Below are 24,653 nucleotides of genomic sequence, written 5' to 3' on the forward strand. Positions count from 1 at the left end.
CTTTGACTAGAATGCAAAAAAGAGACAGATTGATCTGACTCTTTATCCAAAACTATTTAAAAGGGACTTCACAAGTCACGCGGCTTAGGTTTGAGCCGGGACTTGCGAAGTTAATGTTGCTTTGCGAGAAAGATTAACTCTTCCTTGTTGGTCAATCTCGGTTACTTTAACTGTGATTTGATCGCCAATGTTCACTACGTCTTCCACTTTCGCTACACGCTCTGTGGAAATTTGTGAAATATGAACCAAACCTTCTTTACCAGGCAAAATTTCTACGAATGCTCCGAATTTCTCAACGCGTTTTACTGTTCCGAGGTAAGTTTCACCCACAATAACTTCGCGTACGATGCCTTCAATAATCGAACGTGCTTTTTCGTTCATCTCTTGATTGGATGAAGCGATGAATACACGGCCATCTTGTTCGATATCAATTTTTACGCCGGTTTCTTCAATAATTTTATTGATGATTTTGCCACCTGCGCCAATAACATCACGGATTTTGTCCGGATTGATGTTCATCGTAAGTATCTTAGGCGCGTATTTGGAAAGAGCTTTCTTAGGCTCAGAAATACGAGAAACCATTTTACCCAAAATGTGCAAACGGCCTTCTTTGGCTTGCTGCAAAGATTGCTGCAGGATGCTGCGATCAATCCCATCGATTTTGATATCCATTTGCAGGGCTGTAATACCTTCAGCTGTACCCGCAACTTTAAAGTCCATATCGCCAAGGTGATCTTCCATACCCTGGATATCGGATAGAATGGAGAAGTGATCTCCGTCTTTGATCAGACCCATCGCAATACCAGCAACTGGAGCTTTAATTGGAACACCAGCATCCATAAGAGCAAGTGTGCTTGCACAAATACTCGCTTGGGATGTAGAACCGTTCGATTCCAACACTTCTGACACGAGACGAATTGTGTAAGGGAATTCTACTTCATTAGGGATGATTGGCTCAAGGGCTCTCTCACCTAATGCACCATGTCCGATTTCACGACGACCTGGTGGACGAAGTGGTCTTGCTTCCCCAACGGAAAACGGAGGGAAATTATAATGATGCATGAAACGTTTCGTTTCTGTAAGATCCAAGCCGTCCAATATTTGAACATCGCCTAAAGCGCCTAATGTACAAATACTAAGTGCTTGTGTTTGTCCACGTGTGAACAAGCCTGAACCGTGAGTACGCGGTAACAAATCAATATCACAATCAATTGGACGAATTTCTTCTGGTTTACGTCCATCTGGTCTTACTTTATCATGCGTGATCAAACGACGTACTTCTTCTTTAACGATATCATAAAGCGTTTCTTTCACATCACCTAGTAAGCCAGGAGTTTCTGCATACAAGGCTGTAAAATGTTCCACAGCTTCGGCGTTCACAACATCGATTGCTTCTTGTCTAGCATGCTTCTCAGGAATTTTAATCGCATCAACTAATCTAGCTTGAGCAAATTCACGAACTGCACGATTTACCTCGGCATCAACCGTATGAAGTTTAACTTCCATTTTCGGCTTACCCGCTTGTTCAACCAATTCTTCAATTACCGCGACAATCTTACGGATTTCATCATGTCCGAACATGATAGCTTCGAGTACAACTTCCTCAGAAACTTCATTCGCACCAGCTTCTACCATCATTATCGCATCTTTGGTACCGGCAACAGTCAAGTGAAGATCACTTTTCTCTGCTGTCTCACCCGTCGGGTTAATAACGAACTGCCCATCAACTCGTCCAACAATTACACCACCAACAGGCCCATTGAAAGGAACGTCAGAGATTGCCAGAGCAGCAGAAGTACCAATCATAGCTGCCATTTCTGGTGGACACTCTTGGTCTACACTCATAACGATAGAAACGATTTGTACGTCATTACGGAAGCCTTCTGGGAAAAGAGGGCGAATCGGACGGTCCGTTAAACGGCTCGCAAGAATTGCTTTCTCACTCGGACGTCCTTCACGTTTAATAAAACCGCCAGGGATTTTACCTACGGAATACAATCTTTCTTCGTAATTAACTGTTAACGGAAAGAAATCCAAATCTTTCGGTCCGTTTGAAGCCGTTACTGTACTCAGCACAACCGTATCGCCGTAACGTACAGTTACAGCTGCATTAGCTTGTTTGGCCAGCCTACCCGTTTCTAGAATGAACGGTTTGCCGCCAAGTTCCATTTGTACCCTTTTCTCCATAACATCCTCCTAAGGAATTGTTCTATTCAATTCATATGTGTTTGATAAACATTTGCACAGAAAGTAACAGTATAGAAACCATTACTATATTATGCTCCGTATGTACTCAAAAATTGCCTACCGCTGGAGTCATCACTATTTCTGCGTAATGTCTAGTATTTCCTTCTTTTTCCGTTTTAAAAATACAAGAAAAAGCAACCTCGTTGCTTTTTCTTCGCCAAAGCTTTATCAAGCCCAGCAAAGGAGCAACAGGTTGCTTCTCATTGTCGGTTTTATCGACGTAAACCAAGCTTTTCAATCAAAGCACTGTAACGGCTCACATCTTTATTCTTCACGTATGCTAGAAGCTTACGGCGTTGACCAACCATTTTGAGCAAACCGCGACGGGAATGATGATCTTTCTTGTGAGTCCGCAGATGATTTGTCAGGTTGACAATGTTTTCTGTAAGGATAGCTACTTGAACTTCAGGTGAACCCGTATCGGTATCATGTACCTTGTGAGTTTGAATCAGTTGTGTTTTACGCTCTTGAGTTAATGCCATGATTGTTCATCTCCTAAATTCTATTGTATCCCCGCTAGCCTAGAAATCGCCGATGATAGCGTATGTCCAAGCTAAGGTTCATGCCAGAAGGTATAGATCCTTTTGGCAACGTTATTCAGTATAACATAATCGCACAGTAGAAGTAAATGCTTGTTTCAACTGAAGCGTTATAATTTGTTCTTGGCTGTTTCGACGTCAAGTTTAATTTGAGTAACTAAATCGTCCAGCGATGAGAATTTACGTTCTGGTCGAAGGAAAGTAATGAGCTCAACATTCATATGCTCGCCGTAAATTTGTTCGGAGAAATCAAATAAATGAGCTTCGAATGAGGGCTTCAATTCTCCGGTTGTAAAAGTAGGCTTTACACCAATGTTCATAACCCCTTTATAGGTTTCCCCTTTAACAGAGGCTTTAATCGCATAAACACCATTAGTTGGAATGACGTAAGACTCATCCAATTGAATATTAGCAGTAGGAAAGCCAAGTGTTCTCCCACGCTTCTCTCCATCCACAACGATGCCGCTAATACTATAGGGACGCCCGAGAAGTCTGGTAACGGTCTCTATGTCTCCTTGCTGTAATGATTCACGAATGAGTGTACTGCTAACTTTTTCGCCATCCATATGAAAGGGTCTCACCACTTCTACAGAAAATTTCCCATGACTCAACTCGCAGAGCGAATCCGGGGTACCTTTACCTTGAAAGCCAAACGTAAAATCAAAACCACATATAACACTTTCAACACCAAGTCGATCCAATACTTGATCCACGAAATGTTCTGGGGATAACCGCATTAAATTGGCATCAAAGGTAACAATGTATGTATGATTCACACCTAGCGATTCAAACATCTTCATTTTCTTACTCATCGGAGTAATTAGATCTGTATACTTATCTTGACCCATTACTGCTCTAGGATGTGGGTGAAAGGTCATAATGGCCGCCTTCAACCCAAGTTTCTTAGCCGTGCGCAGGGCTCGTCCAATGACTTCTTGATGTCCCAAATGTACACCATCGAAATCACCAATTGCCACCACTTGCTCTCCTGCTATTAGATCCATATCATCCATATTAATGGGGTATGCTATTGGTATTATGCGCATAAGTTCATTTCACCTACCCATGTCAACCTGTCCCGTGACGTTATTATTAGAGGAAAACTTTGGCTGGGATCAGGACTTGGCTAGCGCTGTTCCATTCATACAAACCAAGAAAACGATCATCAGGCGAATAAGCCCTGAAAATGTTTTGCGATGCGTCTGCATGAGCCGTCCGATTCGCTGTCATAGCTATTTTCTTCCCCTGTAGTGCATGTACGGCTTCCCCGGCAGATAGTTCAATGAATGGGATATGTGAAATCGCCTGATCCATAGGAATCATATGCGCCTGCAGTAATCCTTGAACCTTCATTTGTTCAATCTGTTCAAATGTTAAGCACTGCTCTTGGCGAATACTGCCCGTCGATGTCCGAATCAAACTTTTCATCACCGCCGGATAGCCGAGAGCCTTGCCAATATCCACACATAAGGTTCTTATATAGGTCCCTTTGGAGCAAGAAGCACGAAATTGAATCTCTGGATGATCTAGTGATAGGTCCATATGAAGAATGTCTAGCTTATGAATCGTCACTTTACGTGATTTCCGCTCTACTTCTTTGCCTTCTCGGGCTAATTCATAGAGTCGTTTCCCATCAATCTTGACTGCTGAGAACATCGGTGGAATCTGTTCGATTTCTCCGACAAAAGAACGAAGAACCTCACGGACTCTCACTTCATCCAAAGTTACCTGTGAAACTTCTTCCAATACAGCACCTGTCATATCTTCCGTGTCGGTAGAAAGACCGATTCGAAGCTCAGCTTCATATTCCTTAGGCAGCTCTTGAATGTACTCAACCATTCGTGTTGCTCTACCTATACATAATGGCAAAACACCGGTTACTTGCGGGTCAAGCGTTCCCGTGTGGCCGATGCGTTTGATCCCAAGGATACCTCTAACTTTGGCTACAACATCATGAGAAGTAAAGCCTACTGGTTTCCATACAGGCAAGATGCCTTCTAATGTCATTTTAACTCGTTCCCTACTTCCTGAACCATTTTGGCTACTGCTTCCTCAAGTGTACCTTGGATTGTACAGCCTGATGCACGAACATGGCCGCCACCGCCAAGTGATTGCGCAATCGCAGCAACGTCAACAAGTCCTGAAGAGCGGAGACTTACTTTAATTACGCCAACTGCTTTCTCTTTAAATAGCATGCCCACTTCTACGCCTTCCACATTACGCGGATAGTTGACAAGCCCATCCAAATCATCGCTTGAGGCACCAGTCAACTCTAAATCTGCTAGAGAAACAGCAAGCCATGCCAATTTACGATCATTCGCAAATGAAAGTGTAGATAAAGCTTTCTGCAGAAGTACGATTTGCGAATAGCTGACTCGTTCCAGCACTTGCTCAGCTATAACAGAGCCCTGAACACCAAGTGATAACAGCGTTGCTCCAATCTGCATGACCTCAGGCGAGGTATTCGAATACCGAAAGCCACCAGTGTCTGTCAGCAAGCCCGTATAAATGCAATCACCAAACTCCAAATTCGGTACAAGCTTCATATGTATGGCTAAATCATACAAAATTTGAACGGTTGCAGCGGCATCATGTTTAATCAAATGGCGCGAACCAAATTTATCGTTCGTTGGATGATGGTCAACATTGAGCAGCTGAGCCTGGTCATCAAAAAGAGTGCTGATCCTACCCATTCTGGAGAAATCAGCACAATCTACACTTATGATGGTTTGATAAAGCCTTTCAGGAGCTTCCTTGCCAAAATCAAGTACTTGATCACTTCCCCATAAATAGGAAAATTTAGAGGGCATAGCGCCCTCATTAATCATTGTAAAAGATTTTCCCAGTTGTTTAAGAATCCAACCGGTTGCATACGTAGAACTGGCAGCATCCCCATCCGGTTGGATGTGAGATACCACCAGGAAATCATCATGCTGCTCGATAAACTTAGCTGCTGCTGCCAGCTGCTGGCTGTATTCGGTGGCATGGTTCATTCCAATGCTCATACGTTTGGATTTCCTTCCTGATTCAGCTTGTGCAACAAGTTATCGATATGACTTCCATAATCAATAGAAGCATCAAACTTAAATTGCAGCTCTGGAATTTTACGTAAACGAATTCGTTTGCCTAATTCCGAACGAATATAACCAGAACCTACAGAAAGAGCTTTAAGTGTTGCTGCTTTCTCTTCTTCTGTCCCCATTACGCTAAGAAATACGCGAGCTAAGGATAAATCGTTCGTTACTTCTACACCCGTAACGGTCAAGAAACCAATACGCGGATCTTTCAATTCGGACTGAACGATCTGGCTTAATTCTTTCTTGATTTGTTCGCCAACTCGACCTACACGAACTCTAGCCATTTGTCATCACCTCTCAACGGACTCCATGATGAAGGCTTCAATAATGTCGCCCTCTTTAATATCATGATAACGCTCAAGAGATATACCACACTCATAACCTTGCGCCACTTCTTTTTGGTCATCCTTGAATCGTTTCAGGGAGTCAATTTTACCTTCGTGCACGACAATACCGCTGCGGATCAAGCGAGTTTGTGCGTTACGAGCAATTTTGCCTGATATAACCATACATCCTGCAATTGTACCTGAACCCGTAATTTTGAAAACATTACGAACTTCTGCCTGACCGAGTACAACTTCTTTAAAGATAGGATCCAGCATGCCCTTCATCGCTTGCTCGATTTCTTCAATTACGTTATAGATAATGTTGTGCATACGGATATCAACTTTCTCTTGATCTGCCGTTGCTTTCGCCGCAGGCTCAGGACGAACATTGAAACCGACAATAATCGCATTAGATGCAGAAGCCAGAATAATATCAGACTCCGTAACAGCACCAACACCGTTGTGAAGAATTTTGACGCGAACGCCTTCCACTTCGATCTTCTCAAGGGAGCTTTTCAGAGCTTCAACAGAACCTTGAACGTCACCTTTGATAATTACATTCAGCTCTTTGATTTCGCCGTCTTTAATGTGTTTAAAGAGGTCATCTAGCGTCACGCGTGAATTCGCCGTCATCTCGGATTGTCGAAGTGCAATGGAACGACGATCTGCAATGTCTCTTGCCTTACGCTCATCTTCATAAGCAAGGAATGGATCCCCAGCTTGTGGAACTTCTGTAAGACCCGTGATTTCAACTGGTGTTGAAGGACCCGCTTCTTTCAGACGTTTACCTTTATCATTTACCATCGCTCTTACGCGGCCGAAGCATACGCCAGCTACGAAGCTATCTCCGACTTTCAATGTACCATGTTGAATCAGGATTCTGGCAACTGGACCACGACCTTTATCCAACTCGGCTTCGATGACGGTCGCTCTAGCACGTTTGTTCGGGTTAGCTTTATACTCTTGAACTTCAGCAACAAGAAGAATCATTTCAAGCAGATTTTCAAGTCCAATCCGTTGTTTTGCAGAAATTTCGCAGAAAATCGTATCTCCGCCCCACTCTTCTGGAACCAACTCATATGCTGTAAGTGCTTGTTTGATTTGATCTGGATTTGCGCCTTCTTTATCAATTTTGTTAACTGCAACAATAATCGGAACGCCTGCCGCCTTAGCATGGTTAATTGCTTCAACGGTTTGCGGCATTACGCCGTCATCGGCAGCAACAACGATAATTGTAATATCGGTTACCTGTGCACCGCGGGCACGCATGGTTGTAAACGCTTCGTGACCAGGCGTATCCAAGAAAGTGATTTTCTTTTGGTTAACTTCAACTTGATAAGCACCGATGTGCTGCGTAATACCGCCTGCCTCACCCTCGGTTACACTTGTTTTACGAATAGCATCAAGTAAAGTCGTTTTACCATGATCGACGTGACCCATAATCGTAACAACTGGCGGACGCTCGATCAAATCTGCCTCATCGTCAATTTCTTCGAAAGTCTCGAAATTATCTTCTTCGACTTTAATCTTAATTTCAACTTCTACGCCAAACTCGGAGGCAATCAATTGAATGGCTTCCAAATCTAGCTCTTGGTTAATTGTTGCCATTGTACCCAAGAATAAAAGCTTTTTAATAACTTCAGAAGCATCTTTGTGAAGTAATTTCGCTGTTTCACCAACGGTCATACTGCCACGAACGATGATTTTCTTAGGTGTATTGTCAATTTTTTCTTTTTTAACGGTTTCTTGTTGATATCTGCCTCTATTGTTACCGCGTTGATTGCCTCTGTTTTGTCCACCAGGCCCACGATTTCCGCCGGAACGGTTATCATCAAAACGCTTAGGTGTTGGTTTGGATTTCTTAGTTGTAATTACACCCGCTTTAGCTGCTGCATCATCCAATTCGGCTGCTGTTGCACCTACGTGGAACTGCGGCTTCGCTTCTTGAATGACAGGTCTTCCGCTTTGATTATTGTTGCGGTTATCAAACGGTTTAGACTGACGGTTTGGACCAGCACTGCGGTTCGGTCCTGCATTTTGCGGACGGCCGCTATTTGCGCTCTGTCCACCACCAGCTCCCGGTCCTCCAGTACCCTGACTTGGACGGGAACCTGCATAGTTGCTATTCGTGCGTGGAGCTCCACCTTGACTGTAGCCTTGACCGCCGCTAGGACGTTGGCTATTGTAGCCGCCAGTGGATCCACTTGGACGCTGACCGCCTGAACTTCCACCTTGATAACCCGTACGTTGTCCACCTTGGCTTGATCCTTGACCACTAGGGCGCTGTCCACCTGTGCTTCCACCTTGATAGCCCGTACGTTGCCCACCTTGGCTTGAGCCTTGACCGCTAGGACGCTGTCCGCCTGGATTTGAACCTTGATAACCTGTTCGTTGTCCACCTTGTCCTTGACTGTTTGGACGTTGCCCGCCTTGCGATGATCCTTGACCACTTGGGCGTTGATCGCGCCCAGGCTGAGCTGGACGACTAGCCGTATTAGGCGTAGACTGTCCTTGAGGCGCTGTTACAGCACCATTTGTAGTTGTGCTGTTCGTTGGTTCTGAAGCAACTGGCTTCGAAGCCGGTGTTGCTGCACCTTTATTCTCTTGTGCTGGAGCCTGCGTTGCAGGGTTCTGATTCGTCGTAGATGAACTCACATTTCCTCCGTCCGTAGCTGCTCGTTTGGCAGCCGCATTGGCTTTAATATCACGAAAAAACTTTTCTACACTGCTCACTGCGTCATTTTCCATTACGCTCATATGATTGTTAACGGGAATATTTAGACGTTTGAGGATGGTTATAATTTCTTTGCTGCTCATATTGAGTTGCTTTGCGTATTCGTAAACGCGAGTCTTATCTTTATTGTCTTGTTTATTGGTCAATATGTTTCACCTCCGCAGGATTATCTTGACTCTTCTGCAGCATCTGCGCGAAGCCTCCGTCCAATACACCTATGGTGACACGCATCTCTTTCCCAATGCTGCGGCCCAATTCATACTTCGTACCTATTTCCATGAGTTTAATCCCATAGAATTGGCATTTGTCTTGAAATTTCTTACGTGTATTAGCGGATGCATCCTCCGCCATAATGACAAGTTTGGCTTCTCCCGAGCGAATCGCTTTAAACACACCTTCATCACCGGTAACTAGCTTCCCTGCCCGCATCGCCAAGCCCAATTGGGATAGAAATTTAGGATTCATCCTCAGACTCCTCTTCTTTGGAAGAGAGGAACTCATCTTCAACACGAATGAAATCTTGCTCCAATTGGTCATAAATATCGGCACCAACGGCATGCTTAAGGGCTCTATCCAGGGCTTTACTTTTCTTCGCCAATTTAAAACAAGAAACTTTACCGCACAGGTAGGCACCGCGCCCAGACTTTTTCCCTTTAAGATCTATGAGAATTTCATCTTCAGGCGTTTTGACGATGCGGATCAAGTCCCTCTTCGGCATCATTTCCTGGCAGGCCACGCATTTTCTCAGAGGGATTTTTCTCTGCTTCATTTTGCTCACCCCTTGCTCCGAACAAAAACTTAATCGACACTCACAGAATCTTGATGCATTTCTTCTGAATAAGTTTTCACTCTGCCATATTCTTGTTCGGCTTGTGTTTCACTTTTGATGTCTATTTTCCAACCTGTCAATTTGGCAGCAAGACGAGCATTTTGCCCTTTGATTCCAATAGCCAGAGAAAGCTGATAGTCAGGTACAATGACACGCGCCATTTTTTCATTTTCATGAATTTGCACTTCAAGCACTTTGGAAGGACTCAGCGCATTGGCTACGTATTCTTCCACGCTTTCCATCCAACGTACGATGTCTATCTTCTCGCCGCGCAGTTCGCTTACAATCGTTTGAACACGTAATCCTTTAGGCCCTACACAAGATCCTACTGGATCAACTTCAGCGTTGCGAGAATGAACAGCAATTTTGGATCGGAAACCGGCTTCACGTGCAACCGAACGAATCTCGACCACACCATCAAAAATTTCAGGAACTTCCAGTTCAAAAAGACGCTTCAACAGTCCTGGATGTGTTCTTGATAAAATGATTTGCGGTCCTTTCGTCGTATTTTCCACTTTCGTGATATACGCTTTAATCCGATCGCCCTGTTTGAACTTATCCGTAGGCATCAATTCAGTTAAAGGCAGAACAGCCTCAACTTTACCCAAGTCCACATAAATGTTACGTTGATCTTGACGTTGAAGGATACCCGTAACGATATCTTCTTCCTTGTCGATAAAAGCATTATAAATTAAGCCACGCTCGGCTTCACGAATACGCTGAGTCACCACTTGTTTGGCAGTTTGAGCAGCAATACGTCCGAAATCCCGAGGAGTCACTTCAATTTCAACGATATCTTCCAATTGGTAATTCGGATTAATTTCACGAGAAGCGTGAAGTGAAATTTCCAATCTTGGATCTAATACTTCCTCAGTTACGGTTTTACGGGCATATACCTTAATGAGGCCAGTATGGCGATTGATATCAACTCGCACGTTCTGTGCGGTGTTGAAATTACGTTTATAACTTGAAATCATCGCTGCTTCAATTGCATCGATAAGTAACTCCTTTGAGATACCCTTCTCACGTTCAATTTCCGACAGCGCTTCGATAAAATCCGTGTTCATTTGAACTGAGTCCCCCCTTTCAATAAGTAACGATCACTAAAAAACGATAGCTAGACGAGCGCTTGCTACTTTAGCGAACGGGATAATGATTTTCTTTTTGCCAATTTCAATAACGAGTTCTTCCTCGTCAAAAGAAAGCAGCAAACCTTCAAATTCCTTGGAACCGTCTATCGGTTCATAGGTGGTAACAAATACATGACTATTCACAGCCTTGTGATAATCTTGTGTCTTCTTAAGCGGACGTTCCGCGCCTGGTGAAGAGACTTCCAAGAAATAGGCATCAGCAATCGGATCTTTCTCATCCAATTGAACACTTAAGTATTCACTGATGCGGCCGCAATCATCTATATCAATTCCGCCTTCTTTGTCTGCATAGACACGAAGGAACCAGTTGCTGCCTTCTTTGACATATTCAATATCCACGAGTTCAAATCCATTTTGTTCAATGAAATCCTTCAGCATGTCCTCAATGACGGATTTGATTTGCGCTTGTGTAGCCACAGATAAATGTACCTCCTAAATTGACTTTTCCTTATCGTATATTTCCGAAAAGTCCTATATCAAAATGTAAAGAGTGGGTTTCCCCACTCTTTAATCACAAGATGATATCCTCATTATTGCCAATAAAAATTATACCATAACCATTCTTTGCATTACAATAGCAAACTTGTTAATCATTTTCACTTGACAGCTAAAAGTTTTTCGAAGAAAACTCACTTCGGAAGCTTAGAATAAGGACAATTGATTCGATTCCGGAAGTCCACGGAAGCATCCCATCGCGCTGAGCATCTCAATGACCGTCTTTGAGGCTTTAGATCGATTCTGGAAATCTTCGATGGAGAGGAAGTCGCCCTCCTCTTTGGCGGCGGCAATATTTTTAGCTGCATTATCTCCGATACCTGACATTGCCGCAAATGGCGGAATAAGTGACGTACCATCGATAATAAACCGTGTCGCATCCGATCGATAAATGTCAATTGGCTTGAAACTGAAGCCACGTGATGTCATTTCGAGTGACATTTCAAGAATAGATACCATCGCCTTCTCCTTCGGCAGCGCCTGGAAGCCCTTCTCTTCAATCTCAATCAATTTTTTAAGAATGGCATCATACCCTTGGCAAAGAAGTTCAAGATCAAAGTCCGCTGCACGAACACTAAAGTATGTCGCATAGTAGGCAATAGGATGATACACCTTAAAGTAAGCTGTACGAACAGCAGAGATAACGTAAGCAGCGGCATGCGCTTTTGGAAACATATATTCAATCCGTTCACAAGATTCAATATACCAAGCTGGCACATTACAGCGTTTCATCTCATCTTTCCATTCATCTGTAAGCCCCTTACCTTTACGAACACTCTCCGTAATTTTGAAAGCAAGACCTGCATCCATTCCTGCTCTATAAATCAAGAAGAGCATGATATCATCCCGACAACCAATAACCGTCTTAATGTTGCATATCCCTTTTTTAATTAACTCCTGTGCATTACCTAGCCAAACGCCCGTTCCATGGGATAATCCCGAAATTTGCAATAAGTCGGCGAAGGAGCTTGGCTGCGTTTCCTGAAGCATCTGACGAACGAACTTGGTTCCCATTTCCGGAACGCCATAAGTAGCTACTGGGGACCTGATTTGATCCGGTCTGACTCCAATCGCTTCTGTCGAGTTGAAAATGCTCATCGCTTTCGGATCATTCATAGGTATGGTCGTTGGATCAATGCCAGTTAAATCTTGCAGCATCCGCATCATTGTCGGGTCGTCGTGTCCGAGAATATCAAGTTTCAGCAAATTGGCGTCAAAGGCATGATAATCAAAATGGGTTGTTTTCCATTCCGAATTCTTATCATCTGCTGGATATTGTACGGGTGTGATATCATCAACTTCTATATAATCCGGTACAACGACAATACCGCCAGGATGCTGACCTGTACTTCTCTTCACACCCGTACAGCCCGCAGCTAGTCGGCTAATCTCAGCACCGCGCCATTTCTGACCTTGCTCTTCTTCATACTTCTTAACGAATCCGAATGCCGTCTTCTCGGCGACAGTACCGATGGTACCCGCACGGAATACATTCTTCTCACCAAAAATTTCTTTCGTAAAATTATGCGCTATTGGTTGATAAACGCCAGAGAAGTTCAAATCGATATCGGGAACCTTATCCCCTTTAAAGCCAAGAAACGTCTCAAACGGAATGTCGTGACCGTCACCTTTTAAATTCCCGCCGCAATTCGGGCAGACTTTGTTCGGAAGATCGAATCCACTCGGAACACTACCGTCCAGGAACCACTCACTATGCTGACAAGATGCGCAAATATAATGAGGAGGCAGCGGATTAACCTCGGAAATGCCTAACATCATCGCAACAACCGAAGACCCAACGGATCCCCTTGAACCTACGAGATAACCGTCCGCATTCGACTTTTTTACAAGACGTTCGGAAATCAAATAGTTGGCAGAGAAACCGAACTTAATAATCGGAACAAGCTCTTTCTCAAGCCGGGCTATAATGACCTCCGGAAGTTCATCTCCATACATTGCCTTCGCTGTATTATAACAGGTTGTCCGAATTTCTTCGTCGGCCCCTTCGATGATGGGTGTGAACAGCTTATCCGGGAATAGTTCAATGACTTCAAACCTATCTGCCAGGTCATTCGTACTGCGCACGACTACTTCAAGCGCCTTTTCTTCACCAAGAAACTTGAATTCTTCCAGCATCTCTTTGGTTGTACGGAAATGAGCATCCGGCTTTTTCATAGCTTTAAGTGGACTAAACCCGGTAATACCATTAATGGCAATATCTCTGCATACTTTCTCACGAGGATTCAGATAATGCGCGTTCCCTGTAGCAATAACCGGTTTGCCTGTCTTATAACCAATTTCACAAACACGTCGCACAGCATTTTCTAAATCTTCAACGCTGCCAACAAGACCCTTCTCTACCAGATGCATGTTGTAGCTCACAGGTTGAATTTCAAGAATGTCATAAAACTCAGCCACTTGCTCAGCTTCTTCGATCGATTTGTTAAGTACAGCTTCAAAGAATTCCCCTTTTTCACAGCCAGACGTGATAAGAAGACCTTCTCTTAATTCGACCAGCACACTTTTGGGAATTGTTGCGGAACGCTGTAAATAGGTTGTATGGGATAAGGATATAAGTTTGAATAAGTTCTTCTTCCCAACGGCATTTAGCGCGTAAACACAGCAATGGAAAGGACGTTGATTGGACAAATCTTTTCCTACATAATCATTCAATTTAGCAAGATTCGTTATTTGTCGATCATTAGCCTCGTTAATTAAATGGTATAAAACAAAGCCTAATGCAATAGAGTCATCAATCGCACGGTGATGATTGTCCAAGCCTACTTTAAATTTATCCGACAAGGTATTCAATCGATGGTTCTTCATTGAAGGGAATAGAAATCTAGCAAGCTCAAGGGTATCAAGTACGGAGTTCGTAACCTCTGGCAATCCCATACGTTTCAAATTGGCTTGAAGGAAACCCATATCAAATCGTGCATTATGGGCTACGAGAACGCAATCTCCAATAAACTCAATGAACTTAGGAAGCTCTTCCTCGATATCAGGTGCATCTTTTACCATATCATCATTAATGTTCGTCAATTGTTGAATGTTGTAAGGAATTTTCTCGTGGGGATTAATGAACGTTGCAAATCGCTCAATTTCTTTACCGTCCTGCATTTTAACACCTGCAAGCTCGATAATTCGGTTATTGGTAACCGAAAGTCCCGTTGTCTCTACGTCGAATATCACATATGTTGCTTGCTTCAGATCCATATCCTGACCATTCATCACAATAGGAACAGAGTCATTCACAACGTTGGCTTCCACACCATAAATCACTTTAATTCCGTGCTTTTTGGCTGCTTTACCTGCATCAGGGAAACATTGAATGTTACTATGATCGGTAACCGCGATGGCTTTATGTCCCCATTTAGCCGCCATTTTCACATATTGATCGATCGGTGTTAATGCATCCATCGTACTCATGGTTGTGTGAAGATGGAACTCAACACGCTTCTCAGCTGCATCGTCCATCCGATCCTTGGGAGCCATGACTTCATACAGGTCATTCGGAATCATGACAAGTTCAGGGATTTGCATGAAACGGTCATATTCGACCTTACCTCGCGCTCTAATCCACGTTCCATTCGCAAGCAAGCTCATAATCTTCACATCATCTTTGGTTTTCGCAAATACCTTCATCGCCAAAGAATCTGTAAAGTCGGTCAGGTTAAATGTAAATAACGTATTTCCATTTCTCAATTCCTTGACATCTAGTCCAAATACGGTACCCTGAACCGTCACTTTCTTCTCTTCTTCTTGAATGTTCTTGAGTGGCGTCGGCACCTCTTTGATATCAATACCCATGACAAGCTTGAGATCCGTATCTGGTAATGAGGATTCCTCTTCTTCCATGTCAATGGACATCATGATCTCTTGGGTAATCGTCTTCTCGCCTTGCTCGCGCTGCTTCGCAAATTTCTCGTACTCAGCTTCGATCTCAGTAGAATCACTAACCGCATATTTTACGTTTAATTCGGTTTGAAAAAAATTATGAAAAAAGTTCCGTATGAACATATCTACATTTTTCTTTCTAGCAAGTTCAAGTCCAATCTGATCAAGCATAATGAGCGTTAATGTATGACCTTGTACCTCAAACCTTGACTTCGACATCCAACCGTTAATCGACGCTACTTCTCGCTGCAGCCACTCCATAAATAGGCTCCAGTATTCCTCCACCAAAGCAGCGGGTTCTGCTTGCTCATATTTCCAGATAAAACGAATCTTCGCAATCTGAGCAAACTTCTCTTGAATCATTTTACAAAAAGAGCGGTAAACATTCTGAGGCACTATTTCATTTTTCACCAAATAAAAGGTCCAGTCGCGATTTTTACGACTAATTTCTACTTGCTCGATGTAGCCTTCCGCAAAAAATGACCGCACGATATCGGCTGGAATCTCGGCTTGCTGCATCAAAAGCTCAAAGCGATTCCGTTTATCAGCCAAATTACTCATGAACAGCCTCCCCATAAAAATACCAAGGGCAATGGAATTGTTGCTTCCATTTGCCCTTGATTGTAATTAATAACTTCGGCCAAAAACGACCGTATGTTTAGCGGCATCGCCGCAAACCAGACATGTTGATTTCGTTTCTGCGGGTGTGAAAGGAATATTCCGGCTTGTTGCACCCGTTTCTTGCTTCACTTGCTCTTCACAAGCGTTAGAGCCGCACCAGCCAGCTAAAGCAAACCCGCGTTTGGTCTCCAAGAACGATTTGAATTCATCAATGGAATCCACCGCTATGTAATGCTCGTCACGGAACTGCTTCGCTTTATCATACATCTGCTGATGAATCTCAGCAAGTAAATTTTGAATTTCTTCGACAAAATTCGCTTGTTGAACTATTTTCTTCTCCCCGCTTACACGAGAGACGAGAACAACTTGTCCATTTTCCATGTCACGAGGCCCTAATTCAACACGAATCGGTACACCGCGCATTTCATATTCATTGAATTTCCAACCAGGGCTTTGATCTGCACGGTCATCCACTTTAACGCGAACGCCAGCTTTCTTTAGCTCTGCATACAATTCGTCGACCCGTCCAATCACTTGTTCACGTGTTTTTGGCGGACCAATCGGAATCATGATGACTTGCGTAGGGGCAACTTTAGGCGGCAATACCAACCCACGATCATCCCCATGAACCATAATAAGTGCACCGATGAGTCGAGTACTAACTCCCCATGAAGTCGTATGGGCAAATTGATGCTGATTTTCACGGTCCAAGAACTTGATATCGAAAGCGACAGCAAAATTCGTACCCAGATAGTGAGAGGTCCCTGCTTGCACCGCTTTCCCATCTTTCATCATCGCTTCAATGGAGAACGTATCAACAGCTCCCGCGAACTTCTCAGAAGGAGTCTTCTGCCCAACAATGACTGGGATCGCTAAGAAATCTTCCGCAAATTGGCGGTATACATCCAGCATTTGCATCGTTTCGCGGCGAGCATCCTGCTCATCTTCATGAGCCGTATGACCTTCTTGCCACAAGAACTCCGTAGTTCGAAGGAAAGGCAATGTGCGCTTTTCCCATCGAACTACGTTAGCCCATTGATTAATCAAAAGAGGAAGATCGCGATAGGAGTTGATCCATTCCGAATACATGTGACCAATCATCGTTTCCGAAGTTGGACGAATAGCTAGACGTTCTTCCAGCTTCTCCCCGCCTGCTTCAGTGACCCAAGGCAGCTCTGGATTAAAGCCTTCCACGTGTTCTTTTTCCTTCTGGAAAAAACTCTCTGGAATAAACAAAGGGAAATAAGCATTCCGGTGACCCGTTTCTTTAAATTTACTATCGAGTTCACGCTGTATGTTTTCCCATATTTCAAAGCCATCCGGCTTAAACACGATACAACCGCGCACTGGCGAATAGCTCATCAAATCAGCTTTCTTGATCACATCTATGTACCAACGGGAGAAATCCTCTCCCTGTGGTGTTATCTCTTTAACAAACTGTTTATCGTTTGACATAAACCCTCCTACAATATTAGGACTATCCCTTAATTAATCTTAAAATGTCATTGTAAGTAACTGCCACCATGAGCAGCATGAGCAGTGCAAAACCAACAAAATGAACCATACTTTCTCGATTCGGATCAATTGGTTTCCCGCGCAATGCCTCTAGGCCCATAAATAGAAGTCGACTTCCATCTAAAGCTGGAATAGGCAGGAGATTAAATATACCTAAATACAAGCTTAACGTAGCTGCCCACGAGATTAAGTAAGTTATTCCCATTTTGGCAAACTCTGCTGATACTTGAGCTGTCCGGACAGGTCCGCCAAGATCATCAAGTTTAAACTGCAGCATAACTAGCTTCTTTAAACCAGTCACAATGCCAATTGTTGTTCCAACGACTTGCTCGTAGGTGCCAGTTATCACTTCACTAAAGGTTGCGCTTCTGCGGTCCCCAGAAATGACTACGCCCAGCTTGCCAGCCCCTGCTTCCATTTCGGGTGTAACTTGAAGTGTAATTGGATTCCCTGCACGATCCACAACCCAGGTCATCGGCTTTCCTGCGGAGGATTGAATCGAGGTGACAAGCTTCTCGCGGTCATCACCAATCGGCTGATTATCAATCGATATGATGATATCTCCTTTGTGAAGACCCGACTTCTCTCCTGCCTTACCTGAAAGTACGGAATCCAGCTTAACGTTCGTAAATACGCCTGACATAATAACAACGATTAAGAACAACACAATGGCGAGAATGAAGTTCATCACAGGCCCCATCACAATAGCAATTGCTCTCTGGCCAACCGTTTTCGAACCAAACTGACGATCATATGGAGCAATCTGTGTTTCTGTCCCTTTGGTTACCATCATAGCCTGTGGATCAATGGGGTAAGTAACTCGTTCTCCGTCAACATCAAGTGCTACTTGAAGCGCTCTTTCTAAATCAATTTGTTCCACGACACCAATAATCACATTTGATCGCCGATCTAGTTGATCAAGATATAGAGATGACACTTGATTTTGTTTATTTAATTTGACGGCAACCGTTTGTCCAGGGTTCACTTGGACGATTTCCGGGTCTTCCCCTGCCATGCGAACGAATCCACCAATCGGCAAAATGCGTAAGGTATAGCGCGTTTCCCCTTTTTTATATGAGAAAATTTTGGGTCCAAAACCGATTGCAAATTCTCGAACTAAGATGCCTGCACGTTTCGCAAAGTAAAAATGACCCCATTCATGAATCGTAACGAGAACGAAAAACAACAAAATAACCTTCAATCCAACTTCTATGGCTGACAAGTCGTATTTCCTCCTTCGAGTTTTCTTCAGAAAACTTACCTATGTTTGCAAAAACCATAACGTTTTCGTTTGAAAACCTGCCTTCTAAGCATCCACTTATGGACAGCATGTTCTTAGATTACCATTATTGAACTGCTGAATACAAGCTATGCCCTTTTAGCACAGTATACGAGCTGGGAGTTTGAATTAGACTTTACTTTACAAAGTGCCTAGATGATAGATTAAAAAAAGAGCCGAGCCAACCTCGCTGACCTAAGCTCTCATGAAATTAAAATACGATGGATGATGCAAAGGCTCTTGCCCAAATATCCTGCTCATGAATAACGTCTAGATGAGGGGTCGAGTGGGATTCGTGTTTCTGCAAAACAGCATCAATGATCTGCTCAATTTGCAAGAACGTAATCTCACCTTTAAGGAAACGTGCAACGGCGATTTCGTTAGCTGCATTATACACTGTAGGTGTAGTGCCTCCTTGATTGCCGCTCTCAAAGGCCATTCGTAAACATGGATACCGATTGTAATCCATCTCGCGGAAATGAAGCTTTCCGATGGCAGCCAAATCTAGCCGATTGGTCGGCGTCGGATATCGGTCTGGATAGGTTAATGCATATTGGATAGGAACTCGCATATCCGGATTACCGAGCTGAGCAATAACACTATTGTCAACAAATTCTACAAAGGAATGAATGACACTTTCAGGATGAATAAGGACATCTATTTGGTCATAGGAGAGATCGAATAACCAATGAGCCTCAATGACCTCAAGACCTTTATTGACCATCGTCGCGGAATCAATGGTAATCTTAGCTCCCATCGACCAATTCGGATGTTGGAGAGCTTGTTCGACCGTTACTCCCTCTAATTCTTCACGCGATCGATCTCGAAACGAACCACCGGAAGCGGTAAGCGTTATTTTCGCAATTTGCAAGCGATTCTCACCATTCAAACATTGAAAGATTGCCGAATGCTCACTATCAATAGGCAGCAAAGACACACCTTTTCGACGAATCGCATCCTTTACAATATGGCCTGCACTCACTAGCGTCTCCTTATTTGCAAGACCAATGTGTTTGCCAGCTTCAATCGCTGCCATCGTAGGCTTAAGTCCCTGACTCCCTACCAACGCTGTTACTACCAAGTCTGCATCTGTTGATGCAGCAACTTCCATTAATCCTTCTTCACCATATAATACCTTGGTAGATGACAAAACATTTCTAGAAACTTCGTCGGCCAGCTCTTTTGTCGCTACCGATACAACTTTTGGGTGAAACTTTTTAACCTGTTCAATTAATAATTGACTATTGTAACCACCAGATAAGGCTTCAATCTGAAATTTATCTGGGGCATGCTGGGCAATATCTAAGGTTTGTGTACCAATTGACCCTGTTGAACCCAGAATGGCAATCCGTTTCATCCTATTCCACCTCGCCTATGACTGTTAGTGAGTAAGAATTCCAAGCCAATGAATAAATGGAAATACGATAAGCCAACTATCCATCCGATCGAGTACACCACCATGCCCGGGAAGTAAGGTTCCTGTATCTTTAATCCCCTTAACTCGCTTATAAGCCGACTGTATTAAGTCTCCGACTTGTCCAACAACGGCAATTACGAATCCAAGCACCAATGCCTTGCCAAGCCCAAGCATATCCGGTGCATACCAAGCGAATCCTAGCGCGGCAATCATCGAAATAACGACGCCGCCTATAGCTCCCTCAATTGACTTCTTAGGACTGATTTGCGGCCATAGAGGATGTTTCCCGAGCTTCGAACCGACAAAATAAGCTCCTGAATCTGAAGCCCAAATACATACAAACACAACGATTGACCAAAATAAGCCATGCTCCGCTAAGCGTGTAGCAATCATATAATTGAATCCAAAACCTATGTAAATGACACCAAGTAAAATAACAGAAACCTGATCTATTGTAATCGTATTTTTTGAAGCGACTGTTACGAAAAGCAAGACAAACATAGTCAGCCAAATAATGGCGGACGCAGAAACGGGAAGTGAACCACCAAACGTTTCCCAAGGCACCGTTAAGTATAACAAGGAGATTAAACCAACAACCGCTGTTAATTTATACTTCGTGAAACCATTCATTTGCATATATTCACGATAGCCGATAATTGACAGTAACACGATTAACCCAGCGTACCAATAACCACCTAATACTAATAACGTAATGAATACGAGCCCGGCAATGACTCCCGTGACGATCCTTTGCTTCAAGATGAATCCCCCTAGATGAACACGCGCCGGAAGCATACGAAGTGATTAGATACCTCCGTATCTTCTCCCGCGGCGCTGATATTCTGCAATTGCTTGCATAAATAATGATTCCGTGAATTCCGGCCAATACGCCTCCGTAAACCAAAGCTCCGAATATGCTAATTGCCAAAGAAGAAAGTTGCTTAGTCTAAGCTCCCCACTTGTACGAATTAACAAGTCCGGATCTGGTAAATCCGAAGTTAACATATAGGAAGAAAAGCTTGCCTCATCCAAATCTTCTATTTGTAGTTTGCCATTTTGAACATCACGAATCATATCCTGAACACCAGCAATCATTTCTTTACGCCCACCATAATTTAAGGCAAAGTTCAGAATGAGTCCTGTATTATCTTTCGTCCGTTCGATAGCTCCCTCAATCGCTTTGAGTGTGTAGTCAGGTAAGCCTTCTTTCCAACCCGTCATTCGGATACGAACATTGTTTTCGATCAGCTCTTCAATTTCTAAAGGAAAAAATTCTTGAGGAAGTTTCATCAAAAATTCGACTTCTTCCTTCGGTCTTTTCCAATTTTCCGTTGAAAAAGCATACATCGTTAACACTTTAACACCGATCTCATTTGCAGCCATCGTAATTTTCTTAACATTTTTCATCCCGGAATGATGCCCTGCTACACGAGGCAAGCCTCTTTGCTTAGCCCAACGACCGTTCCCGTCCATTATGATAGCGACATGTGCTGGCACTTTATCCAATTCGATAGCTGGTATAGCTGAAGAAACAGACTTACCATTAATTCCTAACCATTTCTTAATTAGCTTGAGCACAGTTGTTCCTCCCAACTAGGGAAAGATGAAAAACCCCCAGCGAATACCCGGGGGCATATCTATCTTATACTTCCATGATTTCTTTTTCTTTAGCAGCCAAAACTTTCTCAACTTCAGCTACGAATTTATCCGTGAACTTTTGGATATCTTCTTGATGTTTGCGGGACTCGTCTTCGGATATCCCTGCTTTTTCTAACTTTTTGATCTCATCGTTAGCATCACGACGGATGTTACGAATAGCAATCTTTGCTTCTTCGCCAAATTTCTTGGTCATTTTCACAAGGTCGCTACGACGCTCTTCTGTTAAAGCCGGAATAACAATTCGAATAACCAAGCCGTCGTTAGATGGCGTTAATCCTAAATCAGACTTCATAATCGCTTTCTCAATCGATGTCATCGAACTTTTGTCCCATGGTTGAATGAGTAACGTACGTGAATCAGGTGTTGTTAAATTCGCAAGTTGATTCACAGGTGTCATCGCTCCGTAATACTCCACTTGGATGCGATCTAATAAAGATGGCGTAGCACGACCTGCACGAAGAGAAGTTAAGTCTCTTCTCAAAGCGCCAATTGCTTTATCCATCCGATCTTCTGCATTCTTTTTTACTGATTGTGGCATGGTTTAGACACTCCCTTTAACTGTAGTCCCAATTTTCTCGCCAAGGACCACTCGTTTGATATTCCCTTTTTCTGTGATATTGAACACCACTAACGGGATGTTGTTATCCATACAAAGGGAAGATGCGGTGGAATCCATGACACCAAGATTGTTACTGATAACTTCCATATAGGTTAACGTCTCGAATTTCTTCGCTGTTGGATCTTTGAATGGATCTGCCGAATACACGCCATCCACTTTGTTTTTGGCCATGAGAATAACTTCTGCTTCAATTTCTGCTGCTCTTAAGGCCGCTGTTGTATCCGTTGAGAAGTATGGATTCCCTGTACCTGCCGCGAAGATAACAACTCTCCCCTTTTCAAGGTGACGCATTGCTCTTCTACGGATGTATGGTTCAGCTACCTGCTGCATAGTAATGGATGATTGAACTCTTGTAGGCACATCCAGATTTTCCAGTGCATCCTGCAGAGCCAATGAATTCATGACCGTTGCAAGCATACCCATGTAATCGGCTGTCGCACGATCCATACCTTTCTCACTACCTGCAATACCTCGCCATATGTTTCCACCGCCCACAACGATAGCGACTTCTACATTTAATTCCACAACATCCTTCACCTGTTGGGCAATGGAAGTAATCACTTCCGAATCAATGCCATAACCCTGCTGTCCTGCCAAAGCTTCGCCGCTCAATTTTAGCACTATTCTTTTATAAAAAGGTTGACCCAACTTGTATAACCTCCGTTTCAATGCTTGAAAAGATCTCTCTTATGGGCTAAAAAAGAAGGAACACCAAGTGTTCCAACTTTTTTAAATGCCTATTATAGTTTAACTTGGGACATAACTTCTTCCGCAAAGTTCTCTTGTTTTTTCTCAAGACCTTCACCAAGGCCGAAACGTACGAAACGACGAATGGAGATGTTCTCACCGATTGCAGCGATTTTCTCATTCAGCAATTGGTCAATTGTTTTGTCTGGATCTTTAACGAATTGTTGCTCCATCAAGCAGAACTCTTCGTAGTATTTACCAATTCGACCTTCAACCATTTTATCAATGATTTTCTCTGGTTTACCTTCATTCAAAGCTTGGTTACGAAGAATTTCTTTTTCTTTCTCCAAAGCTTCAGTAGGTACTTCTTCGCGACGTACATAAGTCGGGTTTGCCGCAGCGATATGCATTGCGATGTCTCTGCAGAAAGTACGGAATTGCTCTGTTTTACCAACGAAGTCAGTTTCACAGTTGATCTCAACAAGAACGCCTACTTTACCGCCAGCGTGAATGTAAGATTCTACTGCGCCTTCTGTAGCAATACGGCCTGCTTTGTTAGCTGCAGCAGAAAGACCTTTCTCGCGAAGCAATTCGCCCGCTTTAACGATATCGCCACTTGCTTCTTCAAGCGCTTTCTTGCAATCCAACATTCCTGCGCCTGTTTTTTCACGTAATTCTTTCACTTGTGCTGCTGTAACTGCCATTGAAAGAAACCTCCCGATAGTTGTTATTGGTATGTAATACCTATTGATTCTTTAAAAAAAGGGTGGTGACAGGCTGTTACACCTTCCAACCACCCTTTTCACATTCCTATGGATTAAGCTGTTGTTTGCTCGCCTTGGTGTGCTTCGATAACTGCATCAGCAATTTTAGCTGTTAATAATTTAACCGCACGAATCGCATCGTCGTTACCTGGAATCACGTAATCAATTTCGTCCGGATCGCAGTTTGTATCAACGATACCAACGATTGGGATACCCAATTTGCGAGCTTCCGCAACAGCAATACGCTCTTTGCGTGGGTCGATAATGAAAAGTGCACTAGGCAGACCTTTCATGTTCTTGATTCCGCCCAAGAATTTCTCAAGACGATCTTTCTCTTTACGGAGAATGATAACTTCTTTCTTAGGAAGAACTTCGAAAGTACCGTCCTCTTCCCATCTTTCAAGAGTTTTCAAACGGTCAATACGTTTTTGAATTGTTTGGAAGTTAGTTAGCGTACCACCCAACCAACGTTGGTTGATGAAGTACATTCCGCAACGTTCTGCTTCTTCAGCAACGGAATCTTGTGCTTGTTTTTTCGTTCCTACGAAAAGAATCGTACCATTATCTTCAGAAACGGATTTAACAAAGTTGTAAGCTTCCTCAACTTTTTTAACCGTTTTTTGTAGATCGATAATGTAAATACCGTTTCTTTCTGTAAAGATGTATTTGTCCATTTTCGGGTTCCAACGACGTGTTTGGTGACCGAAATGTACGCCAGCTTCTAAAAGCTGTTTCATGGAGATAACTGCCATCCCCAATCCCTCCTCTAAAATGGTTTATTTGGTATCCGCCGCCTG

General features: G+C 43.3%; 21 protein-coding genes. All 21 read right to left on the bottom strand.

What is annotated here, in order from left to right; translation table 11 throughout:
* Window positions 1–84 precede the first annotated feature (84 nt).
* The 21 genes from ASG93_RS13845 to rpsB all read right to left on the bottom strand — a co-directional run bounded on the left by ASG93_RS13845 (window position 85) and on the right by rpsB (window position 24,608).
* A complete protein-coding gene (locus ASG93_RS13845) occupies window positions 85–2,187 on the bottom strand; it encodes a polyribonucleotide nucleotidyltransferase (protein WP_056832834.1) in 2,103 nt (700 codons plus the stop codon).
* A 272-nt stretch (window positions 2,188–2,459) separates the two neighbouring features.
* Complete coding sequence (rpsO, locus tag ASG93_RS13850) at window positions 2,460–2,729, bottom strand: 30S ribosomal protein S15 (protein WP_029195252.1); 270 nt, start codon at window positions 2,727–2,729, stop codon at window positions 2,460–2,462.
* Window positions 2,730–2,896: 167 nt separating this feature from the next.
* Window positions 2,897–3,832 (bottom strand): bifunctional riboflavin kinase/FAD synthetase, encoded by a 936-nt coding sequence (locus ASG93_RS13855; RefSeq protein WP_056832836.1) that lies wholly within the window; start codon window positions 3,830–3,832, stop codon window positions 2,897–2,899.
* Between the two features lie 46 nt (window positions 3,833–3,878).
* On the bottom strand, window positions 3,879–4,793 hold the full coding sequence (gene truB, locus ASG93_RS13860) for a tRNA pseudouridine(55) synthase TruB (RefSeq protein ID WP_056832838.1): 915 nt from the start codon (window positions 4,791–4,793) through the stop codon (window positions 3,879–3,881).
* A complete protein-coding gene (locus ASG93_RS13865; RefSeq protein ID WP_235550847.1) occupies window positions 4,790–5,791 on the bottom strand; it encodes a DHH family phosphoesterase in 1,002 nt (333 codons plus the stop codon). The genes truB and ASG93_RS13865 overlap by 4 nt, the downstream gene beginning before the upstream one ends.
* Window positions 5,788–6,147, bottom strand: coding sequence for a 30S ribosome-binding factor RbfA (gene rbfA, locus ASG93_RS13870; RefSeq protein WP_047672920.1), 360 nt, complete (start codon window positions 6,145–6,147; stop codon window positions 5,788–5,790). The genes ASG93_RS13865 and rbfA overlap by 4 nt, the downstream gene beginning before the upstream one ends.
* A gap of 6 nt (window positions 6,148–6,153) precedes the next feature.
* A complete protein-coding gene (gene infB, locus ASG93_RS13875; RefSeq protein WP_063891867.1) occupies window positions 6,154–9,069 on the bottom strand; it encodes a translation initiation factor IF-2 in 2,916 nt (971 codons plus the stop codon).
* Complete coding sequence (locus ASG93_RS13880; protein WP_171648885.1) at window positions 9,059–9,388, bottom strand: L7Ae/L30e/S12e/Gadd45 family ribosomal protein; 330 nt, start codon at window positions 9,386–9,388, stop codon at window positions 9,059–9,061. Before ASG93_RS13880 ends, infB begins: the two co-directional genes overlap by 11 nt.
* Window positions 9,378–9,692, bottom strand: a complete 315-nt coding sequence (gene rnpM, locus ASG93_RS13885; protein ID WP_029195245.1) for an RNase P modulator RnpM — start codon at window positions 9,690–9,692, stop codon at window positions 9,378–9,380. Before rnpM ends, ASG93_RS13880 begins: the two co-directional genes overlap by 11 nt.
* A 29-nt stretch (window positions 9,693–9,721) precedes the next feature.
* Complete coding sequence (gene nusA, locus ASG93_RS13890; protein WP_047672911.1) at window positions 9,722–10,819, bottom strand: transcription termination factor NusA; 1,098 nt, start codon at window positions 10,817–10,819, stop codon at window positions 9,722–9,724.
* Window positions 10,820–10,855: 36 nt separating this feature from the next.
* On the bottom strand, window positions 10,856–11,320 hold the full coding sequence (gene rimP, locus ASG93_RS13895) for a ribosome maturation factor RimP (protein WP_029195243.1): 465 nt from the start codon (window positions 11,318–11,320) through the stop codon (window positions 10,856–10,858).
* 225 nt (window positions 11,321–11,545) lie between these two features.
* Window positions 11,546–15,856, bottom strand: a complete 4,311-nt coding sequence (locus tag ASG93_RS13900) for a PolC-type DNA polymerase III (protein ID WP_056832843.1) — start codon at window positions 15,854–15,856, stop codon at window positions 11,546–11,548.
* Window positions 15,857–15,922: 66 nt separating this feature from the next.
* On the bottom strand, window positions 15,923–17,371 hold the full coding sequence (gene proS, locus ASG93_RS13905) for a proline--tRNA ligase (protein ID WP_056832845.1): 1,449 nt from the start codon (window positions 17,369–17,371) through the stop codon (window positions 15,923–15,925).
* Window positions 17,372–17,393: 22 nt separating this feature from the next.
* Window positions 17,394–18,653 carry an RIP metalloprotease RseP gene (rseP, locus tag ASG93_RS13910; protein WP_056832847.1) on the bottom strand — a complete coding sequence of 420 codons (1,260 nt, stop codon included), beginning with the start codon at window positions 18,651–18,653 and terminating at the stop codon, window positions 17,394–17,396.
* A gap of 268 nt (window positions 18,654–18,921) precedes the next feature.
* Window positions 18,922–20,067 (bottom strand): 1-deoxy-D-xylulose-5-phosphate reductoisomerase, encoded by a 1,146-nt coding sequence (locus ASG93_RS13915; protein ID WP_056832849.1) that lies wholly within the window; start codon window positions 20,065–20,067, stop codon window positions 18,922–18,924.
* A 24-nt stretch (window positions 20,068–20,091) separates the two neighbouring features.
* On the bottom strand, window positions 20,092–20,886 hold the full coding sequence (locus ASG93_RS13920) for a phosphatidate cytidylyltransferase (protein ID WP_056832851.1): 795 nt from the start codon (window positions 20,884–20,886) through the stop codon (window positions 20,092–20,094).
* Between the two features lie 45 nt (window positions 20,887–20,931).
* A complete protein-coding gene (locus tag ASG93_RS13925) occupies window positions 20,932–21,705 on the bottom strand; it encodes an isoprenyl transferase (RefSeq protein ID WP_056832853.1) in 774 nt (257 codons plus the stop codon).
* 64 nt (window positions 21,706–21,769) lie between these two features.
* Entirely contained in the window at window positions 21,770–22,324 is a 555-nt protein-coding gene (frr, locus tag ASG93_RS13930; protein WP_029195236.1) for a ribosome recycling factor, read from the bottom strand.
* Between the two features lie 3 nt (window positions 22,325–22,327).
* The gene (gene pyrH / locus ASG93_RS13935) at window positions 22,328–23,053 is read right to left on the bottom strand and encodes a UMP kinase (RefSeq protein ID WP_029195235.1); all 726 of its coding nucleotides are present in this window, start codon (window positions 23,051–23,053) and stop codon (window positions 22,328–22,330) included.
* Between the two features lie 92 nt (window positions 23,054–23,145).
* The gene (gene tsf, locus ASG93_RS13940; RefSeq protein ID WP_056832855.1) at window positions 23,146–23,796 is read right to left on the bottom strand and encodes a translation elongation factor Ts; all 651 of its coding nucleotides are present in this window, start codon (window positions 23,794–23,796) and stop codon (window positions 23,146–23,148) included.
* 113 nt (window positions 23,797–23,909) lie between these two features.
* Window positions 23,910–24,608, bottom strand: coding sequence for a 30S ribosomal protein S2 (rpsB, locus tag ASG93_RS13945; protein ID WP_029195233.1), 699 nt, complete (start codon window positions 24,606–24,608; stop codon window positions 23,910–23,912).
* Between the last annotated feature and the right edge of the window lie 45 nt (window positions 24,609–24,653).

This window comes from Paenibacillus sp. Soil787, assembly GCF_001429545.1.
GTDB lineage: Bacteria > Bacillota > Bacilli > Paenibacillales > NBRC-103111 > Paenibacillus_E.

Bases quoted from the DNA above. Each gene is read 5' to 3' on its own strand.
- ASG93_RS13845 (WP_056832834.1), bottom strand. From the start codon at position 2,187: ATGGAGAAAAGGGTACAAATGGAACTTGGCGGCAAACCGTTCATTCTA.
- rpsO (WP_029195252.1), bottom strand. From the start codon at position 2,729: ATGGCATTAACTCAAGAGCGTAAAACACAACTGATTCAAACTCACAAG.
- ASG93_RS13855 (WP_056832836.1), bottom strand. From the start codon at position 3,832: ATGCGCATAATACCAATAGCATACCCCATTAATATGGATGATATGGAT.
- truB (WP_056832838.1), bottom strand. From the start codon at position 4,793: ATGACATTAGAAGGCATCTTGCCTGTATGGAAACCAGTAGGCTTTACT.
- ASG93_RS13865 (WP_235550847.1), bottom strand. From the start codon at position 5,791: ATGAGCATTGGAATGAACCATGCCACCGAATACAGCCAGCAGCTGGCA.
- rbfA (WP_047672920.1), bottom strand. From the start codon at position 6,147: ATGGCTAGAGTTCGTGTAGGTCGAGTTGGCGAACAAATCAAGAAAGAA.
- ASG93_RS13880 (WP_171648885.1), bottom strand. From the start codon at position 9,388: ATGAATCCTAAATTTCTATCCCAATTGGGCTTGGCGATGCGGGCAGGG.
- rnpM (WP_029195245.1), bottom strand. From the start codon at position 9,692: ATGAAGCAGAGAAAAATCCCTCTGAGAAAATGCGTGGCCTGCCAGGAA.
- nusA (WP_047672911.1), bottom strand. From the start codon at position 10,819: ATGAACACGGATTTTATCGAAGCGCTGTCGGAAATTGAACGTGAGAAG.
- ASG93_RS13900 (WP_056832843.1), bottom strand. From the start codon at position 15,856: ATGAGTAATTTGGCTGATAAACGGAATCGCTTTGAGCTTTTGATGCAG.
- proS (WP_056832845.1), bottom strand. From the start codon at position 17,371: ATGTCAAACGATAAACAGTTTGTTAAAGAGATAACACCACAGGGAGAG.
- ASG93_RS13915 (WP_056832849.1), bottom strand. From the start codon at position 20,067: ATGAAACGGATTGCCATTCTGGGTTCAACAGGGTCAATTGGTACACAA.
- frr (WP_029195236.1), bottom strand. From the start codon at position 22,324: ATGCCACAATCAGTAAAAAAGAATGCAGAAGATCGGATGGATAAAGCA.
- tsf (WP_056832855.1), bottom strand. From the start codon at position 23,796: ATGGCAGTTACAGCAGCACAAGTGAAAGAATTACGTGAAAAAACAGGC.
- rpsB (WP_029195233.1), bottom strand. From the start codon at position 24,608: ATGGCAGTTATCTCCATGAAACAGCTTTTAGAAGCTGGCGTACATTTC.